Source organism: Microbacterium sp. Leaf161, assembly GCF_001423645.1.
In the GTDB taxonomy this organism is placed as follows: Bacteria; Actinomycetota; Actinomycetes; order Actinomycetales; family Microbacteriaceae; genus Microbacterium; species Microbacterium forte.
Genome location: NZ_LMOW01000001.1, coordinates 1,584,524 through 1,605,233 on the forward strand (window position 1 = coordinate 1,584,524; position 20,710 = coordinate 1,605,233).

General features: G+C 68.5%; 19 protein-coding genes. 15 read left to right on the forward strand and 4 right to left on the reverse strand.

The annotated features are described in order from the left end of the window. Positions 1 to 80 precede the first annotated feature (80 nt). The 4 genes from ASF87_RS07790 to ASF87_RS07805 are packed head-to-tail and all read left to right on the forward strand — an operon-like array spanning position 81 to position 3,821. Complete coding sequence (locus ASF87_RS07790; protein ID WP_056375384.1) at positions 81 to 689, forward strand: M15 family metallopeptidase; 609 nt, start codon at positions 81 to 83, stop codon at positions 687 to 689. After that, the gene (alr, locus tag ASF87_RS18030) at positions 686 to 1,822 is read left to right on the forward strand and encodes an alanine racemase (protein ID WP_082508801.1); all 1,137 of its coding nucleotides are present in this window, start codon (positions 686 to 688) and stop codon (positions 1,820 to 1,822) included. The genes ASF87_RS07790 and alr overlap by 4 nt, the downstream gene beginning before the upstream one ends. Then, positions 1,819 to 2,775: a D-alanine--D-alanine ligase family protein gene (locus ASF87_RS07800; RefSeq protein WP_056375385.1), complete on the forward strand. Its 957-nt coding sequence runs from the start codon at positions 1,819 to 1,821 to the stop codon at positions 2,773 to 2,775. The genes alr and ASF87_RS07800 overlap by 4 nt, the downstream gene beginning before the upstream one ends. Then, positions 2,772 to 3,821, forward strand: a complete 1,050-nt coding sequence (locus ASF87_RS07805; RefSeq protein ID WP_056375386.1) for an acyltransferase family protein — start codon at positions 2,772 to 2,774, stop codon at positions 3,819 to 3,821. Before ASF87_RS07800 ends, ASF87_RS07805 begins: the two co-directional genes overlap by 4 nt. A 137-nt stretch (positions 3,822 to 3,958) precedes the next feature. On the opposite strand, the gene ASF87_RS07810 is transcribed toward ASF87_RS07805, so the two are convergent. Both ASF87_RS07810 and deoD read right to left on the reverse strand, forming a co-directional pair. Further along, entirely contained in the window at positions 3,959 to 6,472 is a 2,514-nt protein-coding gene (locus tag ASF87_RS07810; protein ID WP_056375387.1) for a DEAD/DEAH box helicase, read from the reverse strand. Between the two features lie 127 nt (positions 6,473 to 6,599). Continuing rightward, on the reverse strand, positions 6,600 to 7,313 hold the full coding sequence (gene deoD, locus ASF87_RS07815; protein ID WP_056375388.1) for a purine-nucleoside phosphorylase: 714 nt from the start codon (positions 7,311 to 7,313) through the stop codon (positions 6,600 to 6,602). A 106-nt stretch (positions 7,314 to 7,419) separates the two neighbouring features. Here deoD and putP point away from each other — a divergent pair, with 106 nt between their 5' ends. Continuing rightward, positions 7,420 to 8,934 carry a sodium/proline symporter PutP gene (gene putP / locus ASF87_RS07820; RefSeq protein WP_056376410.1) on the forward strand — a complete coding sequence of 505 codons (1,515 nt, stop codon included), beginning with the start codon at positions 7,420 to 7,422 and terminating at the stop codon, positions 8,932 to 8,934. A gap of 37 nt (positions 8,935 to 8,971) precedes the next feature. Here putP and ASF87_RS07825 read toward each other — a convergent pair whose 3' ends face one another. Further along, entirely contained in the window at positions 8,972 to 9,640 is a 669-nt protein-coding gene (locus tag ASF87_RS07825) for a DNA alkylation repair protein (protein ID WP_056375389.1), read from the reverse strand. Positions 9,641 to 9,742: 102 nt separating this feature from the next. On the opposite strand from ASF87_RS07825, the gene ASF87_RS07830 reads away from it, so the two are divergent. After that, the gene (locus tag ASF87_RS07830) at positions 9,743 to 9,931 is read left to right on the forward strand and encodes a hypothetical protein (RefSeq protein ID WP_056375390.1); all 189 of its coding nucleotides are present in this window, start codon (positions 9,743 to 9,745) and stop codon (positions 9,929 to 9,931) included. A gap of 35 nt (positions 9,932 to 9,966) precedes the next feature. Here the strand turns inward: ASF87_RS07830 and ASF87_RS07835 are convergent, their stop codons facing one another. Further along, a complete protein-coding gene (locus ASF87_RS07835) occupies positions 9,967 to 11,001 on the reverse strand; it encodes an FUSC family protein (protein WP_056376411.1) in 1,035 nt (344 codons plus the stop codon). Positions 11,002 to 11,122: 121 nt separating this feature from the next. Here ASF87_RS07835 and ASF87_RS07840 point away from each other — a divergent pair, with 121 nt between their 5' ends. The 9 genes from ASF87_RS07840 (at position 11,123) to ASF87_RS07880 (ending at position 20,707) form a co-directional block, all read left to right on the forward strand. Then, positions 11,123 to 11,578: an SRPBCC family protein gene (locus ASF87_RS07840; RefSeq protein WP_056376412.1), complete on the forward strand. Its 456-nt coding sequence runs from the start codon at positions 11,123 to 11,125 to the stop codon at positions 11,576 to 11,578. Positions 11,579 to 11,772: 194 nt separating this feature from the next. Then, positions 11,773 to 12,159 carry a hypothetical protein gene (locus ASF87_RS17910; protein WP_056375391.1) on the forward strand — a complete coding sequence of 129 codons (387 nt, stop codon included), beginning with the start codon at positions 11,773 to 11,775 and terminating at the stop codon, positions 12,157 to 12,159. Positions 12,160 to 12,227: 68 nt separating this feature from the next. Further along, entirely contained in the window at positions 12,228 to 15,113 is a 2,886-nt protein-coding gene (locus tag ASF87_RS07850; RefSeq protein WP_056375392.1) for a helix-turn-helix transcriptional regulator, read from the forward strand. Positions 15,114 to 15,189: 76 nt separating this feature from the next. Next, the gene (locus tag ASF87_RS07855) at positions 15,190 to 15,393 is read left to right on the forward strand and encodes a cold-shock protein (protein ID WP_042538190.1); all 204 of its coding nucleotides are present in this window, start codon (positions 15,190 to 15,192) and stop codon (positions 15,391 to 15,393) included. A 381-nt stretch (positions 15,394 to 15,774) separates the two neighbouring features. Then, a complete protein-coding gene (locus ASF87_RS07860; protein WP_056376413.1) occupies positions 15,775 to 16,809 on the forward strand; it encodes an iron-siderophore ABC transporter substrate-binding protein in 1,035 nt (344 codons plus the stop codon). Between the two features lie 53 nt (positions 16,810 to 16,862). Continuing rightward, positions 16,863 to 17,885, forward strand: a complete 1,023-nt coding sequence (locus ASF87_RS07865; RefSeq protein ID WP_056376414.1) for a FecCD family ABC transporter permease — start codon at positions 16,863 to 16,865, stop codon at positions 17,883 to 17,885. Next, positions 17,882 to 18,964, forward strand: a complete 1,083-nt coding sequence (locus ASF87_RS07870; protein WP_442922800.1) for a FecCD family ABC transporter permease — start codon at positions 17,882 to 17,884, stop codon at positions 18,962 to 18,964. The genes ASF87_RS07865 and ASF87_RS07870 overlap by 4 nt, the downstream gene beginning before the upstream one ends. Continuing rightward, positions 18,961 to 19,761: an ABC transporter ATP-binding protein gene (locus ASF87_RS07875; protein WP_042538187.1), complete on the forward strand. Its 801-nt coding sequence runs from the start codon at positions 18,961 to 18,963 to the stop codon at positions 19,759 to 19,761. The genes ASF87_RS07870 and ASF87_RS07875 overlap by 4 nt, the downstream gene beginning before the upstream one ends. Continuing rightward, a complete protein-coding gene (locus tag ASF87_RS07880) occupies positions 19,751 to 20,707 on the forward strand; it encodes a siderophore-interacting protein (protein WP_056375393.1) in 957 nt (318 codons plus the stop codon). The genes ASF87_RS07875 and ASF87_RS07880 overlap by 11 nt, the downstream gene beginning before the upstream one ends. The last annotated feature ends 3 nt before the right edge of the window (positions 20,708 to 20,710 follow it).

The following is a 20,710-nucleotide window of genomic DNA, read 5'->3' on the forward strand; positions in this document are numbered from 1 at the left end:
AGCTTACGCACCCGGGCATATCGGGAGCATATGCAAAAGCGCATACGCCGTCGCAACAGGGCCCCTTCTTGACTGAGGACATGAACACACGCACTGCCCTCAGACAACGACGCCTCATTGCGGTCATCGGTGTCGCCCTGCTCGCCGCGGCCATCACGGGCTCGGCCGTGCTGATCGGCCAGCAGTCTCTGGCGTCGGCATCCGTCCCCCCGACCGTCTCGCCTGCATCGCTCACCGAGGCCGACGGGGTGATCCGCGATGAGGGCGCCGTGTCGGTGTTCGACGAGACGCCCGCCGTGACGAACCTCGACTCCGACCTCCTCACTGCCGTGCGTGCCGCCGCCACTGCCGCCGAACGCGACGGCGTGCGCATGCATGTGAACAGCGGATGGCGCTCGGCCGAGTACCAGCAGGTGCTGCGGCAGGATGCCGTCGCCGAGTACGGATCCGAAGAGGAGGCCGCGCGCTGGGTCGCCACTCCCGAGAACTCGGAGCACGTGTCGGGGGATGCGATCGACCTCGGCCCTCTCACCGCGCAGGACTGGCTGGCGCAGCGCGGCGACGAGTTCGGTCTGTGCCAGATCTACGCGAATGAGCGCTGGCACTTCGAACTGCGTCCGGCGGCTGTGGCGAACGGCTGCCCGCTGATGTACGACGACCCGACTGCCGACCCGAGGACCCAGCGATGACGACCGCACTCACGACTCCGCGCCTCACACTCTCGCGCATGCACGCTCCGACCCTGCACACGCTGCCCGACGCGATCGCGGCGAACGTCGAGCGGATGCGGTCGGCCACCGACTCCCGCATCATGGCGGTCGTGAAGGCCGACGGCTATGGTCTCGGCGCCGTCCACGTCGCCCTTGCTGCGATCGACGCCGGAGCCGAATGGCTGGGCGTGACAGACGCAGGGGATGCCGCCGAGCTGCGCGATGCGGGCATCGAGGTGCCGATCCTCGCGTGGCTGAACCCGGCGGGGGTCGACGTCTCGCAGGTCGTCGCGGATCGCGTCGACATCGCGGTCGGCTCTGTCGACGAGCTGCGGCAGCTGATCGCCGATGCGTCGTCGCTGCCCGGCGGACGCGTGCGCGTGCACCTGCACATGGACACGGGCATGTCACGAGGCGGCGCGCCGGTCGAGGACTGGGCCGAGCTGCTGCAGGTGGCGCGCTCCGGACGCGGTCGCATCGAGGTGATCGGCGTCATGGGGCACCTTCCCGACGCCGACGCCGCTGACCCCGCGATCAACGCACCGGCGGTGCTGCGGATGAGACAGGCGAGGGATGCCGTGCTGCGTGCCGGGTTCGGACCGCTGATCGTGCACCTCGCGGCGACCTCCGGCACGCTGACGGACCCGGCGACGCACTTCGACATGGTTCGCGTCGGCGCGGGGCTCGTGGGCATCGACCCGTCGGAGACTGTGTCGTTGCACGGAACTGCGCGCCTGACAGCGTCGGTCGTGCACAGCAGTGTCGTGCCAGCGGGCACACCGGTCGGCTACGGCGGCGCATACGTGACCGAGCACCCGACCCGGTTGAGCGTCATCGGCGTCGGGTACGCCGACGGCATCCCGCGGGAACTCGCACCAGGTGCGGGCGTCGCGATCGAGGGCATCCGATGCCGGATCGTCGGGCGGGTGTCGATGGATCAGATCGTCGTCGACACGGGGGATCTGGCCGTGCCCAGAGGCACGACAGCAGTGGTGTTCGGCCCGGAGGGCGGGGCGGCGCCGAGCGTGCAGGAGTGGGCCCGGTGGGCGGGGAGCATCCCGCACACGATCGTCACGGGCATCGGTCCCCGGGTCGAGAGGGCGATCGCGTGAGAGTGCTGGTCATCGGAGGAGGGCAGAACGCCGAGCACGCGGTCTCGCTCGCGTCGGCTGCCGCGGTCGCCGAGGCTCTGCGTGTCGGGGGATACGACGTCAGCACGGCCACCATCTCGCGAGAGGGTGTCTGGGAGGTGGCGGGCGTCTCGGAGGGTGCCACCGCCGCCGAGTCCCTGGCCCTCGCGATGCCGCTCCTAGCTGCTGCGGATGTCGTATTCCCCGCGGTGCATGGAGCGCTGGGCGAAGACGGGGTGCTCGCTGCACTGTGCGCTCTCGCGGGCGTGCGCGTGGTCGGATCCGGGCCTCGGGCGGGGGCGATCGGCATGGACAAGTGGGCGACGAAGCTCGTCGCCGAGGCGGCGGGGCTGCGCACCGCGAGGGGCCGATTGATCGATGCAGCCGACTGCGGGGATTCCGAGTTCGAGGGGCCGGTGGTCGTGAAGCCGGTGTCGGCCGGATCGAGCTACGGTGTCTCTCTCGTGCGTGACGAGGGCGAGCTCGGGCCCGCCCTGCACGAGGCGGCGCGGTTCGATCGACGAATCCTCGTCGAGGAGGTCGTGCACGGGAGGGAGATCGACGTCGCCGTGATCAAGGAAGCCGGAGGGGTGCGCTGGGCGGCGCCCCCACTGGAGATCCACGCGGCGGGGCTCTTCGACACCGCCATGAAGTACGACGGCAGTGCGCGGTTCACGGTCCCTGCGCAGCTCTCGGCTGCCGAGACGACTTCGCTCACGCGCGCGGCTCTGAGCATGTTCGATGCGCTCGGATGCGCCGGCGTCGCGCGCATGGACTTCTTCCTCACGGCGGCGGGGCCGGTGCTGAACGAGGTCAACACGATGCCGGGGTTGACGGCGGCGTCCCAGGTGCCGCGGATGTTCGCGTCGGCCGACGTGTCGTACGTCGAGCTGGTGTCGCGCCTGGTGCGCGCCGCCGAGGTGCCGGGGCGGTGACCGCTCGCGTCGGCTGGCCCGATGTCGCGAAGGGCATGTGCATCATCCTCGTGGTGCTCTGGCACGTCGTCACCAAGCACGCGATCGCGGTCGAGGGTGCAGGACCCGTCACCGATGCCTGGGCGACTCTCAACGCGCAGCTGCTGCCGCTGCGGATGCCGCTGTTCTTCCTGATCTCGGGAATGTTCGCCGGTCGCGTCGTGAACGCGCCCGCGGGCACCCCCTGGCGACGTCGCGCCGGCCGCCTCGCGGCGGTTTACGTCATCTGGGTCGTCATCCAGACATTCGTGCTCGCGCTCACGCCGGACTTCGACACCGCCAGAGCCGAGAACGGATGGCAGCTGCTCGCGCAGCTCACGATCAGCCCGACGAACCTCTGGTATCTGCTCGCCCTGGCGGTGTACCTGCTCGTCGCGCGCCTCGTGAGGCAAGTGCCGACCGCCGTGGTGCTGCCGGTCGCGTTCGTGATCGCTGCGGTCGCGTCGGCGGGGGTCATCCCCGACCTGGGCAACCTGTGGCAGGTCGTGCAGAACCTCCTCTTCTTCCTCGCGGGGCTGCGGCTGCGGAGCGTGATCGAGCGTTTCGCCGCGGCATCCAGCCCTTTTCGCACTCTCATGCTCGGAACGGCATATGTTGCAGCCGTCGGCGCGGTCGGAGTTCTCGGCATGCGTCAGTGGCCGGGCGTATGGCCCCTGCTCGCCATCGTCGCGGTCGCGTTCGGGGTCGCGGCCTGCGCGACGATCGACCACTGCGCGAGCGTCGTCGCCCGTCCGCTGCGGTGGGTGGGTCAGCGCACGCTGCCGATCTACGTGATCCACATGATCCCGCTCGCGCTGATCGACGGAGCGCTGCGCGGGGCGGGCTGGCTCACGACCCCGGCGACCGAGGTCGTCTGGCCGGTCGTGCTCACGGGTGCCGTCATTGCGATCTGTCTGGTGGTGCACGCGGGTCTCGTGCGTGTGGGGCTCGGGGCGCTGTTCGACCCGCTGCTCCTCGTCGACCGCGAGGCTGCGGCCCGCGAGGCTGCGGCCCGGGCGGCTGACTGAGGCCTGGGTGGCTGACTGAGACTCGCGTGGTTGAGGCGCGGATGGCTCAGGCGCAAAAGGCTGACCGAAGCCAGGATGGCTGACTGATGAGCGTCATACGGTCAGCCATCCGTGGGGAAGACCAGCCATTGGCCGCCTCAGAGTCGGTCGACGCCCGTCACGGTGAGCACCGCAGCACCCTCCTCATCGGAGGCGGCGAGGTCGACGGTGGCGGAGATTCCCCAGTCGTGGTCGCCGGCCGGATCATCGAGGATCTGACGCACGGTCCACTCGGTCGTGCCCTCGGTGATGAGCAGCAACTGCGCGCTGCGTGCGTTCGCACCGGTGAGGATCTCGTCGTGATCGGCGAAGTAGCCGTCGAGAGCGTCCGACCAGGCATCCGCGCCGAACGACGGGTCGAGGTCCGCGAGCGCAGAGACGTCTTCACGAGCCGCGAGCTGCACCCGTCGGAACAGCTCATTGCGCACGAGGGTGCGGAAAGCGCGGGTGTTCGACGTGAGACGCTTCGGCGCCGGCGGCACGATCGGCTCGTCGTCAGGGCCGTGCAGCACGCCGTTGACCAGCTCTTCCCACTCGTCGAGCAGGCTCGAGTCGACCTGACGCACGAGCTCGCCGAGCCACTCGATCAGGTCGCGGAGATCCTCGTCCTTCGCCTCTTCGGGAATCGTCTGGGAGGCTGCCCGGTAGGCGTCGGACAGGTAGCGCAGCACGACGCCCTCGGAGCGGGCGATCTTGTAGTACGCGACGTATTCCCCGAACGACATGGCCCGCTCGTACATGTCGCGCACGACCGATTTCGGGTGCAGTTCGAAGTCGCGGATCCACGGCTGCGCGGCGCTGAAGGTCTCGAACGCGGCCGTGAGCAGCTCATCGAGGGGCTTCGGATAGGTGATCTCCTCGAGCAGCTCCATGCGCTCGTCGTATTCGATGCCCTCGCGCTTCATCGCGGCGACGGCCTCTCCGCGCGCGAGGAACTCCTGCTGCCCGAGGATCGCCCGAGGGTCGTCGAGCGTCGACTCGACGATCGAGATCATGTCGAGCGCGTAGGAGCCGGTTCCCGTGCCTGCAGTCGGATCGCGGTCGAGCAGGTCGAACGCCGCGAGGGCGAACGGCGACAGCGGCTGGTTCAGCGCGAAGTTCGGCTGCAAGTCGACGGTGAGGCGGATCTCGCCGTCGTCCGTCTGCTCGACGACGCCGGACTCGAGCAGAGTCCGGTAGATGCCGATGGCGCGCAGGGCCAGCTCGCGCTGCCGCTTGCGTGGCTCGTGGTTGTCGTAGACGAGGGCGCGCATGTTGCCGAAGACGTCGCCGCCGCGGCCGATCACGTTGAGCATCATCGCGCTCGTGATCTGCATGTGCGAGGTCAGGGTCTCGGGCTCGGCGTCGATGAGCTTGCGGAACGACGGCTCGCCCCACGACACGAAGCCGTCGGGTGCCTTCTTGCGGACGATCTTGCGCTTCTTCTTGGGGTCGTCACCGGCCTTCTTGATCGCGGCGACGTTCTCGCTCTCGTGCTCGGGAGCCTGGGCGACCACGGTGCCGGCGGTGTCGAAGCCCGCGCGTCCGGCTCGCCCCGCGATCTGGTGGAACTCGCGAGCGCTGAGCTGCCGCATCCGGGTGCCGTCGAACTTGGTGAGAGCCGTGAGCAGCACCGTGCGGATGGCCACATTGATGCCGACGCCGAGGGTGTCTGTGCCGCAGATCACGCGCAGCAGTCCGCGCTGGGCCAGCTGCTCGACGAGGCGCCGGTACTTCGGCAGCATCCCGGCATGGTGAACGCCGATGCCCGCACGCAGGAACCGCGACAGGGTCTTGCCGAACGCGGTGGTGAACCGGAACCCGCCGATCAGCGCGGCGATCTCATCGCGCTGCTCACGCGTGGCGACCTTGGTGCTCGACAGCGCCTGTGCCCGCTCCATCGCCGCCGCCTGCGAGAAGTGCACGACGTAGATCGGGGCCTGGCCGGTGCCGAGCAGGTCGTCGATCGTCTCGTGGATCGGCGTCGTCTCATAGAAGTAGTGCAGCGGCACGGGACGCTCGACGCCCGTGACGGATGCCGTGTCGCGGCCGGTCCTGCGGGTGAGGTCGCTCGACAGCTGCGAGACATCGCCGAGGGTCGCCGACATGAGGATGAACTGCGCCTGAGGAAGCTCGAGCAGCGGAACCTGCCACGCCCACCCGCGGTCGGGATCGGCGTAGAAGTGGAACTCGTCCATCACGACCTGGTGCACCGCGGCGTCCGTGCCCTGGCGCAGCGCGAGGTTCGCGAGGATCTCGGCGGTGCAGCAGATGATCGGCGCATCGGGGTTGACCGAGGAGTCACCGGTGATCATGCCGACGTTCGAGGCGCCGAACACGTCGACCAGGGAGAAGAACTTCTCGCTGACGAGCGCCTTGATCGGAGCCGTGTAGAACGAGCGACGCCCCTCGACGAGTGCCGCGAAGTGCGCCCCGACCGCGACGAGCGACTTGCCGGTGCCGGTGGGCGTCGACAGGATGAGGTTGTTGCCCGAGACGATCTCGATGACCGCCTCGTCCTGCGCGGGATACAGGCTGATGCCGGTCGACTCCGCCCACTCGACGAACGCCGTGTAGACGGCATCCGCATCGGATCCGTCTGTCAGCGTCGTGTGGTCGAGGATCGCAGGCATGGTCTGTCGATCATCCCACCTCCGGCACGGGCGAACCTCGTGCAGTACTCAGCAGGGAATCGTCCGATGCGGCCGAGATCACCGGATTCGAGCGGTCAGCACGATCTCATGCTGAATTGTGAACGCCTCAGACCGAGGTCGCCGCGCTCAACGCGATGCGGATCATGTCGCCGAACGTCTGCTCGCGCTCCTGGGCGGTGGTCTGCTCACCCGTGACGATGTGATCCGACACCGTGCAGATCGCCAGAGCGCGGCGCCCGTGGAACGCCGCGAGGGTGTACAGCCCTGCTGCCTCCATCTCGACGCCGAGTGCGCCGTGCTGCACGAAAGGCTCCGTGAGCTCGGGGCGCGTGCTGTAGAACTGGTCGCTCGAGAACAGCAGGCCCACGTGCACGGCGGCGTCGAGAGGCTCGGCCTCGCTCGCCTCGACCGCGGCGCGCAGCAGACCGAAATCGGCGACCGGTGCATAGTCGAGCCCGTGGAAGCGCACCCGGTTGATGCCCGAATCGGTGCAGGCGCCGTTCGCGATGATGATGTCGCGCACCTTCAGCTTCTCGGTCAATGCCCCGCACGAGCCGACGCGCACGATCGTCTGCACGCCGTACTCCTCGAACAGCTCGCTCGCATAGATCGCCATCGACGGCTGACCCATGCCCGAGCCCTGCACCGAGACACGGTGGCCGTTCCATGTGCCGGTGTAGCCCAGCATCCCGCGGGTCTCGGAATACAGCTCGGCGCCGTCGAGGAAGTTCTCGGCGATCCACTTCGCCCGCAGCGGGTCGCCGGGGAACAGGACGATGGGGGCGATCTGACCGGGCTGTGCGGCGATGTGCGTGCTCATGGATTCAGCGTAACCAGCCGTCTCTGCGTGGCGCGTCCGACGACGGCATCGGCCTTGAGATCATCGGTACGGATGCGGTGATCGGCACCGCTCAGGAGGGACGATGATGTCCGACCAGATCTTCTTGTACGGGGCGCTCGGGCTGTACTTCGCCGGAATGCTGCTCATCGGGTACTTCGCGTACAAGCGCACCTCCGACCACGAGGACTACATGCTCGGCGGACGCAACCTGCCCCCGTGGGTCGCCGCGATCAGCGCCGGCGCGGCAGACATGTCGGGCTGGCTGGTGATGGGTCTTCCCGGGGCGATCTACGCCGCCGGCCTCATCGAGGCCTGGATCGCGATCGGTCTGACGATCGGCGCCTACCTCAACTGGCTGCTGGTGGCTCCGCGTCTTCGCGCCTACACCGAGGTGTCGCGCAACTCGATCACGATCCCGAGCTACTTCGAGAACCGACTTCGCGACACGAGCCGCTCGTTGCGTGTGGTCTCCGGCCTGATCATCCTGGTCTTCTTCACGCTCTACATCTCGTCGGGCATGGTGGCCGCGGGCGTCTTCTTCGAGAGCTCGTTCAACGGCGACTACCTGTTCGGGATGCTGCTGGTCGGCGGCATCACGCTGCTCTACACGCTCTTCGGCGGGTTCCTCGGGGCCTCGCTCACCGACGTCGTGCAGGGCCTGATGATGGTGCTCGCGCTGGTCGTCGTTCCGGTCGCGGCCGTGATCGCGATCGGCGGGCTCGAGGAGACCTCGACGCTGATCACGGAGAACGGCGGGGAGGGATTTCTGTCGCTGCTCGGCGGCGGAGCAGTCACGGGCGGCACCTTCCTCGCGATCGTCTCGGCCCTCGCCTGGGGTCTCGGATACTTCGGGCAGCCGCACATCATCGTGCGGTTCATGGCGCTGCGCTCGCCGCAGGAGGCCAAGCGCGCTCGCCGCATCGGCATCTCGTGGATGGTCCTGTCGATGGGCGGCGCGGTCGTCTCGGGTCTCGTCGGCATCGCCTACATGGCCCAGCGGGGCATCACGCTCGACAACCCCGAGACGGTGGTGCTGCTGATGTCGCAGACGCTGCTGCATCCGTTCGTCGCGGGTCTCGTGCTGGCAGCGGTGCTGGCGGCGATCATGAGCACGGTGTCGAGCCAGTTGGTCGTGTGCTCGTCGGCGCTGGTCGAAGACCTCTACAAGGTGGTGCGCAAGACCCCGCCGTCAGACAAGCGACTCGTGCTGATGGGGCGCATGGCGGTGCTCGCGGTCGCCATCATCGCGATCCTCCTCGCGATCACGCCGAACGACTCGATCCTCGGACTGGTGTCGTTCGCATGGGCGGGGTTCGGCGCCGCGTTCGGCCCGATCATCTTGCTCAGCCTGTTCTGGCGCAAGCTCACGAACTGGGGCGCGCTCGCGGGCATGTTCGTCGGTGCGGTCACGGTGTTCGTCTGGAAGGCGCTCGACACGGCTCTGTACGAGCTTCTCCCGGCGTTCGTGTTCGCATTCGTCGCCGCGGTTGTGGTGAGTCTCGTGACCTACAAGCGCAACGACGAGATCGAGCAGGAGTTCACCGACACCGAGACGATGCTCGCTGCGCCCCGCGCTCAGGCGGTGGCAGACAGTCGCTGACGGTGCGCGCGAGGGCTGAGTCTGCGGATGCTGCGGCTCAGCCCTCGCGACGTCTGACGATCTCGCCGATCCAGATCGGGGCGAACGGCGAGGTGCAACCCGGGGCGGTGGGGTAATCGGCGAGCACCTGCAGGCGTTCGCCGATCTCGAGCGCCCTTGCGCGCAGCTCCGGGTGGAAGATGCCGATGTTCGCGAGCGTCTCGTTCATCGCCCACTGCAGGCGCTTCGGGGCATTCACCAGGTCGCGCTCGATCAGGTCGAGCAGGTGCTCGAGGTCGAGGCCCTCGGCATCCTTCGCCACTCGAACGGTCGTGAGCGACCAGGCTGCGGCGGCGACCGTCGGGTCTGCGTCGTCGAACCAGCGCAGTCGCAGCTCTTCAGCGAGCGGAGTCTTCTTGGCGACGTAGTTCACGAACCAGTCGTTGACCTTGGGGGCCTGCGTCTGGCGCAGCATCGCGTCGAGCTCGTCGGCGGTGAACTCGCGGGGCTTGCAGATGAGCAGCGCGAGCAGGCGGGCGGACGTCTCGCCGGTCGCCCAGAGGTCCTTCGCGAGGGGCTGGTCGATCTTGATGCGCTTGGCCAGCCCGCGCAGCCGACTGAGGTTCATGCCGTGGTCGTCGCCGCGCTTCTCGTTGGCGGCGCGCATCTTCGGATCCTCGAGGGCTGCCAGTTCGGCGAGGGCTTCGGGCACGGTCATGTCGGGCATGTGACCAGGGTAGGCCTCGGGCGCTTGTCAAGGCCCGCGCTTCAGGGCCTCATGGCCCGTAGCCTCGCACCTAGCAGACCGAACGCCGACGAGAGGAACGCCATGAGCCGCGACAGCGACGACATCGACACCGACCGCAACGACCTGAGCACCGAGCCGTCGCCCGGTGCGGAGGAGAACGACAATCTCGGCACCGAGGACAACAAGGGCGAGCCGCCCACGGTCGTCCCCTCAGGCCCTGCCTCGGACGACGACGGCGACGTGCTCGCCGACGACCCCGACCAGGACTGACGCCGCGCTGCCCCTTCCGGAGCGGGGCAGCGCGCTCACTCCTCCTCGACGAGCTCCCCGCGGATGCGCCGGAGGTCTTCCATCAGCGATCCGATCAGGATCCAGTGGGTCGACGCCGGCGGCCGGATGACCAGCGGCGCGGTGAGCGCGGGGATCGCCGAAGTCAGGGTCTCGGGCTCGGGCGACACGTCGGCGATCTGCACGGCCAGCCGCACGTCGTGCCCCGCACGTCGCAGCTGCTCGGCGATCGCCGGGACCGCCGGCTCCTGGCCGATCGAATCGTCGTAGTGATCGAAGTATGCGCGGGTCATGCCGATGGTCTGCGTCACGATCGGCGACAGCCTCTCGAGCAGCGCCCGCATCTCGCGGAGCTCCTCGCGGTGCGTCGAGCGCCGCGGATTCAGGGTGAGCGACTCCTCGCCGGCCGCGATCGAGGCCTCTGCGGCATCTTTCATCGGGCGCAGCAGTCGGGCCTCGAGCATGAGCTCCTGCAGCTTCGCGGGGGTCTGCGGTTCGGGCAGCGCATCGGCCAGTCGGTCGAGGCTCGCGGCGAGCTCACTGCCTAGCAGTCCCAGATCGCGGCGGGCGGGGGCGACCAGCACCGGCGGCACGATCAGCGCGTTCACGACGATGCCGATGACGACGCCGATCAGGGTCTCGAAGATGCGCGCGATCGCATAGTCGGGGGTCGAGCCGAGTGCGAGCACGAGCATCGCCGAGATCGCGACCTGATTGCCGGTGCCCGGCGTCGCCTTGAACGCCCACGCGACCAGCATGGCCACGACGATGGCGAGCAGCACGATCCAGCTCGGCGAACCGAGCAGCAGGCCGAGCGCCACCGCGATCACGACGCCGACGATCACGCCGATGCTGCGCTCGAGCGCCTTCGACAGCGACTGGTTGACGCTCGGCTGCACGACGAGGAGCGCCGCGATCGCCGCGAACACGGGCAGCTGCCCCGGAACCACCCAGCCGGCCAGCAGCCACGCGGCGATCGTCGCCGCGGCGGACTTCACCACCTGCAGCAGGGGCGAGCGCTTGGAGGCGCGGATCGCGGCGTGGATGCGCATGCGCTCCACGCTACTCGCGCGCATGCTCGGTCGTGGCGCCCTCGATGTCAACCCCGTCGCGGATCCCTGTCGCATGCAGCTGAATGGGATCACACGAACGACGAACAGTGAGGAGCATCACATGGCGCAGATCATCGAGACCATCGACGTACACGTTCCGGTCGACATCGCTTACAACCAGTGGACGCAGTTCGAGAGCTTCCCCCACTTCCTCGACGAGGTCGAGTCGATCGTCCAGATCGATGACACCCACAACCGCTGGACAGTCAAGGTCGGCGGCGCGGTGCGTGAATTCGACGCCGAGATCACCGAGCAGCACCCCGACGAGCGCGTCGCCTGGAAGAGCGTCGGCGGCGACACCGAGCATGCGGGCGTCGTGACCTTCCACAAGCTCGAGGAGCTCACGACTCGTGTGACGGTGCAGATCGACTGGGAGCCCGAGGGCCTTCTCGAGAAGGTCGGATCGCTCGTCGGCGCCGGCTCGCACGCGGTGAAGAAGGACTTGAAGAACTTCAAGGAGTTCATCGAGAAGCGCGGCGCCGAGACCGGTGCCTGGCGCGGCGACGTCGACGCCTGATCGACCCCTGATCCGAGGCCCGGGCGGTGGTGCCCCCATCACCGCCCGGGCCTCTTTCGCTGCCCGCGCGCAGCCTGCCTGCAGCCTGCCTGCTGCGGCCTAGGCCGCGCTCGACGCAGAAGATAGGGCATCCTCCCGATGTAGGAGGGGCACCTCAGAGCGGAGTGTAGGGACATCCCAACCGAGGAGATGTCATGTACGAGCACCCCTACTTCGCCGAGAAGATCAGCGAGTACGAGAACGAGCGTCGGGAGCGGGCGGCTGAACGCCGTCGCTTCGTCGCCGAGCACGCCGACCAGATCGTCCCGCGGACGCCCGGTTCGGTGGGACGGTTCGGACAGCGGATGCTGCGCACAGTCACCCGGCGACAGTCGAATGCGCCGGATGCTGCCGCGCATGCTGCCGCGGACGTTGCGCCGGATGCCGCCGCGGCCGCCCCGCGCACCACCACGACGGCCGCCCCGCGCACCACGACGGTCGCTCCGCGAGCCTCGCGGGTCGCTGCGCCCGCTGAAATGGCGCCCGGTGCACCAGCCGCCGGTCTGGCAGCCGTCTGCTGCGAGCCCGCGGCGGTTCGGTGAGTTCGGCATCACTGGCACCGACCGCGCCACCCCGCCCGGATGTCGGAGGGGAGTGGGACGATGAGTCCATGTCACTCTCCGCCGCGAGCGCTGCGATGGTCGGCCGAGAGGCCGAGATCGCAGTCGTGCGCGGCCTCTTCGACCGCGTCGTCGAGGGGGTTCCGCTCGCGGCGCTCATCGAGGGCGAGGCGGGCATAGGCAAGTCCCGGCTGCTGCGCGAGTTCGGCGCCGAGGTGGTCAACCGAGCCGATGTGCATGTCGGGTGGTGCCTCGATCTCGGGGCTTCGCGCACGCCCTTCGGGCCGATCACCGGCATCCTTCGCTCGATCGTCACGCGCATGGGCGCAGATCGGGTGCGCGAAGAGCTCGGTGTCGGCGTCGAGGCTCTGGGGATGCTGCTGCCCGAACTCAATCCGACCGAGCGCTCGCAGACCAGCCCCGACAGGCTGCGCGATGCGATCGCGGCACTCATCGAGGCCGCGGCCGAGCACGCGCCGCAGGTGCTCGTCGTCGAAGACCTGCACTGGGCAGACGAATCGACCCTCGCGCTCCTCTCCTTCCTGCTGCGCACGCTGACCCACGGGCGCATCCTTCTTCTCCTCACCTGCCGCTCGGACGACGTCCGCCGCGGAGACGCGGTCAGTCGATTCATCGGCGAGGCCACTCGCGCGCGCCTGCTCGAGCGGGTCACTGTCGAACGGCTGGAGACGTCGGCGGTTCGCCAGCTCGCCGAATCGATCACCGGGCAGCCCCTCACCGACGCGGCACTCGAGCGCATCCAGGACCGCGCCGAAGGAGTCCCCTTCTTCGTCGAAGAGCTCGCCGGATGCTCCTCGGGTCCGCTTCCCGGCAGCCTGCGCGACCTGCTCCTGGCCCGTTTCGACCGCCTCGGCGATGATGCGAGACGGGTGGTGCAGGTGGTCTCGGGGGCAGAGCGCCCGCTGACCCATCCGCTGGTCACCCAGCTCGCGGGTCTGGCCGAGGCGCGCCTCGATGAGGCGATCCGTGAGGCGACGCTCAGCGGCATCCTCATCGTGGCCGACGACGACTATCGATTCCGCCACGCGCTGCTGCGCGAGGCCGTGCACGACGATCTGCTTCCGGGTGAGAGAGCGCGGCTGCACCGAGCGTATGCCGAGGCGCTGGAGGAGAACTGCGAGGGCTCCGACACCGCCGACTCGGCGGCGCTCGCCTATCACTGGCAGCTCGCGCAAGACGACCGCCGAGCGCTCGCCGCGGCCGTCGCCGCGATGTTCGACGCCAAGTCGCGGTTCGCCTTCGCGAGCGCGGCACGCTTCGGAGAGCTCGCCCTCGATCTGTGGATCCAGGTGCCAGACGCCGAGAGCGTCGTGGGTCTCGGTCGCCTCGAGGTGCTCCGCACTCTGGGTTCGGTGCTCCGCAACGCCGGTGACGGCGAGCGAGCGCTTGCTGTCGTCAATCTCGCGCTCGACGAGGTAGACCCCGACACCGTCGACCCGCGGATGCACGCGAAGCTGCTGCGAGACAAGGCCTACTACATGATGAACCTCGGCCGATCGGGGCCGATCCAGCTGCTGCAGCAGTCGCTGGAGATCCTCGAGAGGCAGGTCGACGATGATCGACTGCGCGCATCGGTGCTCAATCAGCTCGCGAGTCGCTACATGATCGCCGGGCGACTCGATGAGGCGATCGCGCTGGCGACCGAGGCCGGTGAGCGCGCCGAGCGGGTCGGGGCCGACGATGAGGCGTCGATCGCCGCGAACGTGCGCGGCGGGGCTCGAGCGCACCTCGGTGATCTCGAGGCCGGGCACCGGGAGTATGCGGCCGCTCTCGATCTGGCGCGCAGTGCGAACCCCGAGATGCGATATCGCGTCAACTACTCCGACCTGCTCGGGCTGCTCGGGCGCTATAGAGATGCCGTCTCCGTGGCCGAAGACGGCCTGGCCAGAGCGCGTGCGTTCGGCGTCGAACGCACGACCGGTGCGTTGATGACGCAGAACATGGCCGTGCCGTTGCTCGAGATGGGGGAGATCGAGCGGGTCGAGGGGATGCTGTCCCGTGAACTCGCGCAGAGGACGCTGCGCATCTCTCACATGTACTCCACGATGACCCGCGTGCGTGTGCTCTCCTGGCGAGGGCGACATGACGAGGCGGCCGAGATCCTGCGCGAGTGGCACCCCGCCTTCGACGAGACCGGTCGCGTAGAGCGGCAGATCTGGTACGACGAGGTGATGATGCGCGTCTCCGTCGCCGAGGGCCGTGGAGACCTCGCCGGTGCGCTCGACGAGATCCGCGCGATGCTCGCCGATGACGGTCCGGTCTTCCTGCACCAGAGGCGGCTTCTTCTCGAGGCGGGGTGGTTGATCGCCGAGCTCCGGGCGGCGGGCGTCGACGTCGGCGAGGCGAGCGACGAAGTCCGAGCCGCGTGGCTCGCCCAGCCGGAGCAGCTGCTCGGCGACAGGTGGTGGTCGATTCTCGAGTCGCTGCTGTCGCCGTCGGCACCGAGCCTGCGGAAGGCCGTCGAACTCGCCGACGCCGATGACGTGCCTGTGACCTTCCGCCTCATGACCCGGCTCGAGCTCGCACGGGTGCTGGTCGATGCCGGCGATCGTTCCGAGGCGACGGCGGTCCTCGCCCAGGCATCGAACGAGGCCGAACGCCTCGGGCACGTTCCCCTCACACGGACGATCGGTGCGTTCGCCGCCGCGGCAGGCCTCGCGGCGGCGCCGACGAGTGCGCAGAGCGCGGAAGAGTCCGACCCGCTCACGGCCCGCGAACGGCAGGTTCTCGACCTGATCGCCGAGGGGCTGAGCAATCGTCAGATCGGCGAGCGGCTCTTCATCAGCGTCAAGACGGTGAGCGTTCACGTGTCGGCCGTGCTGCGAAAACTCGGCGTCAGCACGCGCACCGAGGCGGCGGTCCTGCAAAAGAATCCGAACTTCGGGGTTTCACGTCAGGATGCCGTGGTACGTTGAGCTTGCGCGTATGTCGGACGTTCCGTCACGGCGCAGGCCGCGCAAGCGGCCGTTTGAAAAAGAAAGTAGAAAACACATGGCCACTGGCACTGTGAAATGGTTCAACGCTGAAAAGGGCTTCGGCTTCATCGCTCCCGATGACGGCACGGACGACCTTTTCGCCCACTACTCGGCAATCACCGGCTCCGGTTTCAAGGAGCTCCGTGAGAACCAGAAGGTCGAATTCGACGCTGAGCGTGGCCCCAAGGGCATGCAGGCTGCGAACATCCGCGCTCTCTGAGCGCGAGCAGACTTCCTGAAGCCGGTCGGATCCTCACGGATCCGGCCGGCTTTCTCTATGCCCGAGCGCTTTCCGAGACGGACGTGATGCGGTGCGGGGTCAATAACGCATCTGAGCGGGCGTGCGGGGTCAATAAAGCATCCGAATCGGGCGTGGGGGATGCGTTTTTGACCCCGCACGCGCGGACTGGCTGCTGACCGCTGCGGCGTCGAGCCTGCATCCGGACATGCGTTTTCGACCAGGCACGCGCGGGATGGACGCCGCCCGGCGCCCGGACCCGAGATGAGGCTTGCCTAACTTTCTGTTAGATTAGGCCAGGCTTACCAAAGCCTGGCGCCCCTCCGCGCCGCACCCCCTCATCCCAACCCGAAGGGAATGCCTGTGCGCACCTCTCGTCTTCTCGCCGCCGGTGTCGCCGCGGCCCTCGCCGTCGGCCTCACCGCCTGCGCGACGCCGTCGAACGACTCGACCTCCGACTCCGCCGGCGGAAACCCCGCCGATGACAGTGCCTTCCCCGTCACGATCGAGCACGTCTATGGCGAGACCACGATCGAGACCAAGCCCGAGCGCGTCGCGACCGTCGCCTGGGCCAACCACGAGGTTCCCCTCGCGCTCGGCATCGTTCCCGTCGGCATGAGCAAGGCCTCGTGGGGTGACGACGACGACAACGGCATCCTGCCCTGGGTCGAGGAGAAGCTCGACGAGCTCGGCGGTGAAGAGCCCGTGCTGTTCGACGAGTCCGACGGCATCGACTACGAGGCCGTCGCCGACACTGAGCCCGACGTGATCCTCGCTTCGTACTCCGGCCTCACGCAGGAGGAGTACGACACCCTCTCGAAGATCGCTCCGGTCGTCGCGTACCCCGAGGTCGCCTGGGGCACGCCGGTCGACGAGATGATCGAGATGAACTCGAAGGCTCTCGGACTCGAAGCAGAGGGCGATGCCCTCATCGAGGATCTGCACGCCGACGCCGAGGCCGCTCTCGAGGAGAACAGCGCTCTCAAGGACAAGAAGGTCCTCTTCGCCTACATCGACCCGAGCGACCTGAGCCAGGTCGGCTACTACACCGCGATCGACACGCGCCCCGGATACCTGCACGACGACCTGGGCCTTCCTCTGCCGTCCGTCGTCGAGGAGAACGCCGACAGCGACCAGTTCTACCTGACCGTGAGTTCCGAAGAGGCCGACAAGTTCGCTGACGTCGACGTCTTCGTGACCTACGGCGACGAGTCGCTCATCGCGACGCTGCAGGCAGACCCGCTGCTGTCGAAGATCCCGGCCATCGCCGAGGGCCGCATCGCGATCCTCCCGGATGCCACTCCGATCGCCGCGTCGGCGAACCCCTCGCCGCTGTCGATCCCGTGGGGTCTCTCCGACTACCTCGGCCTGCTGGCGGCACCGCTCGCCGCGAAGTGACCTTCAGCGTCACCCTCGCGCACTGAATTCCCGTGACCGCTGTCACCCTTCCCATGCCGGGCACCGCAGACCTGCGGCGCCCGGCATGGGCGCGCTCGCTCTGGCTGCTCGTCGGTCTCGGAGTTCTGCTCGTGCTCTGCATCCTGTCGATCTGCTTCGGCGTGCGCGCCGTGAGCATCGACGACATCTTCGCCGCGCTCAGCGGGCAGGATGACACCCTCGCCCAGGCCGCGATCATCAAGCGCTTCCCGCGCACCGTGCTCGCACTCCTCGTGGGTGCCGCCCTCGCCCTCTCCGGCGCGACGATGCAGGCGGTCACCCGCAACCCGATCGCCGATCCCGGCATCCTCGGTGTCTCGAACGGCGCCTCGCTCGCCGTCGTCATCGGTCTCGCATTCATCGGCCTCACCGACGCCTACAGCCAGATGGCGCTCGCGATCATCGGCGCCGCACTCGCCGCAGCCTTCGTCTACACGGTCGGCTCGCTCGGCCGCGGTGGCGCCACTCCTCTCAAGCTCGCCCTCGCGGGTGCAGCCACGTCGGCCGCCTTCGCCTCGCTCATCAGTGCCATCATGCTGCCGCGCGTCGACCTCCTGCAGGCATTCCAGTCGTGGCAGATCGGGGGCGTCGGCGGCGCCGAATGGCCGCGTATCGCGATCACGGCGCCCGTGCTCGCGCTGGGAGCGCTGATCTGCTTCGTGAGTGCCCGCGGCATGAACTCCCTCGCCCTCGGCGACGACATGGCCAAGGGCCTCGGCGAGCACGTCTTCCGCACGCGCCTCATGTCGGCGCTCGGCGCCGTGATCCTCGCCGGCGCCGCCACCGCCATCGCAGGTCCGATCGGCTTCGTCGGACTCGTCATTCCGCACGTGTGCCGGATGCTGATCGGCACCGACCACCGCTGGCTTCTGCCGTTCTCGGCCATGGCCGGTGCAGCGCTGCTGCTCGCGAGCGACATCGTCGGCCGCGTGATCGCGCCCTCGTCGGAGGAGATCCAGGTCGGCATCATCACCGCGATCATCGGAGCCCCGTTCTTCATCTGGATCGTCCGCCGTCAGAAGGTGCGTGAACTGTGAGCACCATCGACCGGGCCGCGGCCCAGACTCCTGCCGCATCCGAACGAACGGGCGGGTCCGTCGCGGCGATCATCGCCGGCCGTCGCTCGCGACACCGCCGCCACGCCGTCGCGACCATCGTGCTCGGCGCGATGCTCGTGGTGCTGTTCGCCGTCGCCTTGATGATCGGCAACACCTTCTATCCGCTCGACGAGGTGATCCGCGTCATCGTGGGCGAGACGGTTCCGGGGGCGTCGTTCACGGTCGGTGAGCTGCGTCTGCCCCGCGCGGTTCTCGCGATCCTCGCCGGGTTCGCCTTCGGCATCGCAGGCGTCTCGTTCCAGACGCTGCTGCGCAACCCGCTCGCATCTCCCGACATCATCGGCATCTCGAACGGCGCCGGCGCCGCTGCGGTGTTCGGCATCGTGGTGCTGTCGCTGAACGGCCCGGTGGTCTCGCTCCTGGCTCTCGGTGGAGCGATCGTGACCGCGGGCATCATCTATCTGCTGTCGATCAAGAACGGCTTCGCGGGCACGCGACTGATCCTGATCGGCATCGGCGTCGCGGCGATGCTCCAGAGCCTCATCTCGTACATGCTGTCGCGCGCAGCGAGCTGGGACATCCAGACCGCGATGCAGTGGCTCACCGGAAGCCTGAACAATGCCTCGTGGGAGCGCGTGATGCCGCTCGCGATAGCCGCGGCCGTGCTGATGCCGCTGCTGCTCTCGCAGGGGCGCGCACTCGGCGCCATGCAGCTCGGCGATGATTCGGCGTCGGGTCTCGGCGTGCGGGTCAACACCACTCGCCTGCTGTTCATCCTGGGTGCCGTCGCCCTGCTCGCCTTCGCGACCGCGGCCTGCGGCCCGATCGCGTTCGTCGCGTTCATGGCGGGCCCGATCGCCGCCCGCATCACCGGTCCGGGCGCGAACCTGCTGCTTCCGAGCGCGTTCATCGGTGCCGTGCTGGTGCTCGGCGGCGATCTTCTCGGCCAGTTCGCGTTCGGGGATCGCTATCCGGTCGGCGTGATCACCGGTGTGCTCGGCGCTCCGTATCTCATCTTCCTGCTCATCCGCACCAACCGCTCGGGAGGCTCACTGTGACCGAGGCGCACACTCTGACGGCCGAGTCCGTCACGCTCGCCTACGGCGACCGCACGATCATCGATGGCCTCGACCTCGCGATCGCGCCCGGCAAGATCACGACGATCGTCGGAGCCAACGGATGCGGCAAGTCGACGCTGCTGCGCTCGCTCGCGCGTCTGCTCTCGCCGACCGCCGGCCAGATCGTGCTCGACGGCAAGTCGGTGCATGCGCGCCCCACCAAGGAGGTCGCGCGCATCCTCGGTCTGCTGCCGCAGTCGCCCGTCGCGCCGGAGGGCATCGCCGTCGCCGACCTCGTGGGTCGTGGCCGGCATCCGCACCAGAAGATGCTCGCCCGCTGGAGTGCCCACGACTACGAGATCGTGGCGGACGCCCTCGAGGCGACCGGAACCACCGACCTCGCCGACCGCAGCGTCGACGAGCTCTCGGGTGGCCAGCGTCAGCGCGTGTGGATCGCGATGGCGCTGGCGCAGGAGACCGACATCCTGCTGCTCGACGAGCCCACGACGTTCCTCGACGTCGCGCACCAGGTCGAGGTGCTCGACCTGCTCACCGACCTGAGCGTGTCGCGCGGCACCACGATCGTCATGGTGCTGCACGACCTCAACCTCGCCGCGCGGTATTCCGACGAGCTCGTCGCGATGAAGGAGGGCAGGGTGCACGCCACCGGCGCTCCGCAGGATGTCGTGACCGCCCAGCTCGTAGAAGAGGTCTTCGACCTCGCGAACCAGATCACCATCGACCCGGTCTCGGGAAAGCCGATGGTCACCCCGATCGGAAGGCATCATGTCCGCTGAGACGACGACCGAACGCCCCACCTACGTGCTGGCCCGCGCCGAGGTGCGCGCGGTCGAACGGGTGTCGCCGAACTTCGTGCGCGTCACCTTCGGCGGTGACGACCTCTTCGAGTTCGGCACTCCGGGCGACACCTTCGACTCTCGGATCAAGATCGTGTTCCCGCCGGCATCCGGCATCCTTCCCGAGCTCGATCGGGACACCGACGACTGGTGGGGGTCGTTCCTCGCCGTGCCCGAGGACGAGCGCGGATCCATGCGCACCTACTCGGTGCGCGAGCTTCGCGTGACGGATGCCGGCACCGAGCTCGACGTCGATTTCGTGCTGCACCTGGCGCCTGGACTGACGGGCCCCGCGTCGAGGTGGGCCGATGCGGCCGCCGCCGGCCAGGAGCTGTTCATCGTCGGACCGCGTCGCGGGGTCGCCGCAGCGGCTCACGGCGGTGCCGAGTACGAGCCGGGCACTGCTGCGTCGGTCGTTCTCGCCGGTGACGAGACCGCGGCTCCCGCGATCGCCCGCATCCTCGAAGACGCCCCGAGCGACCTCCGAGGCTGCGCGTTCATCGAGGTGCCGTCTCCCGCCGACATCCTGCGCATCGACGCTCCCGCCGGCGTCGAGGTGCACTGGCTGCCCCGAGATGCGGGCGAGCCTCATGGCGTGCGGCTCATTCCCGCCGTGCTCGAGTATCTCGGCGATGCGGATGCGGCGGATGCCATCGACGTGAAGGACATCGAGTCCGACGAGCTGCTGTGGGAGACTCCTGATTACTCGGGTCTCGGCGAGGAGATCGCGGCAGCGGATGCTCCCGCCGAACGATACTTCTGGATCGCCGGCGAAAGTGGCGTCGTCACGACGCTGCGACGGCACCTCGTCAAGGATCTCGGAATCGACCGCTCGCAGGTCGCCTTCATGGGCTACTGGCGCCGCGGCGTCGCCATGCGCGGCTGAGTC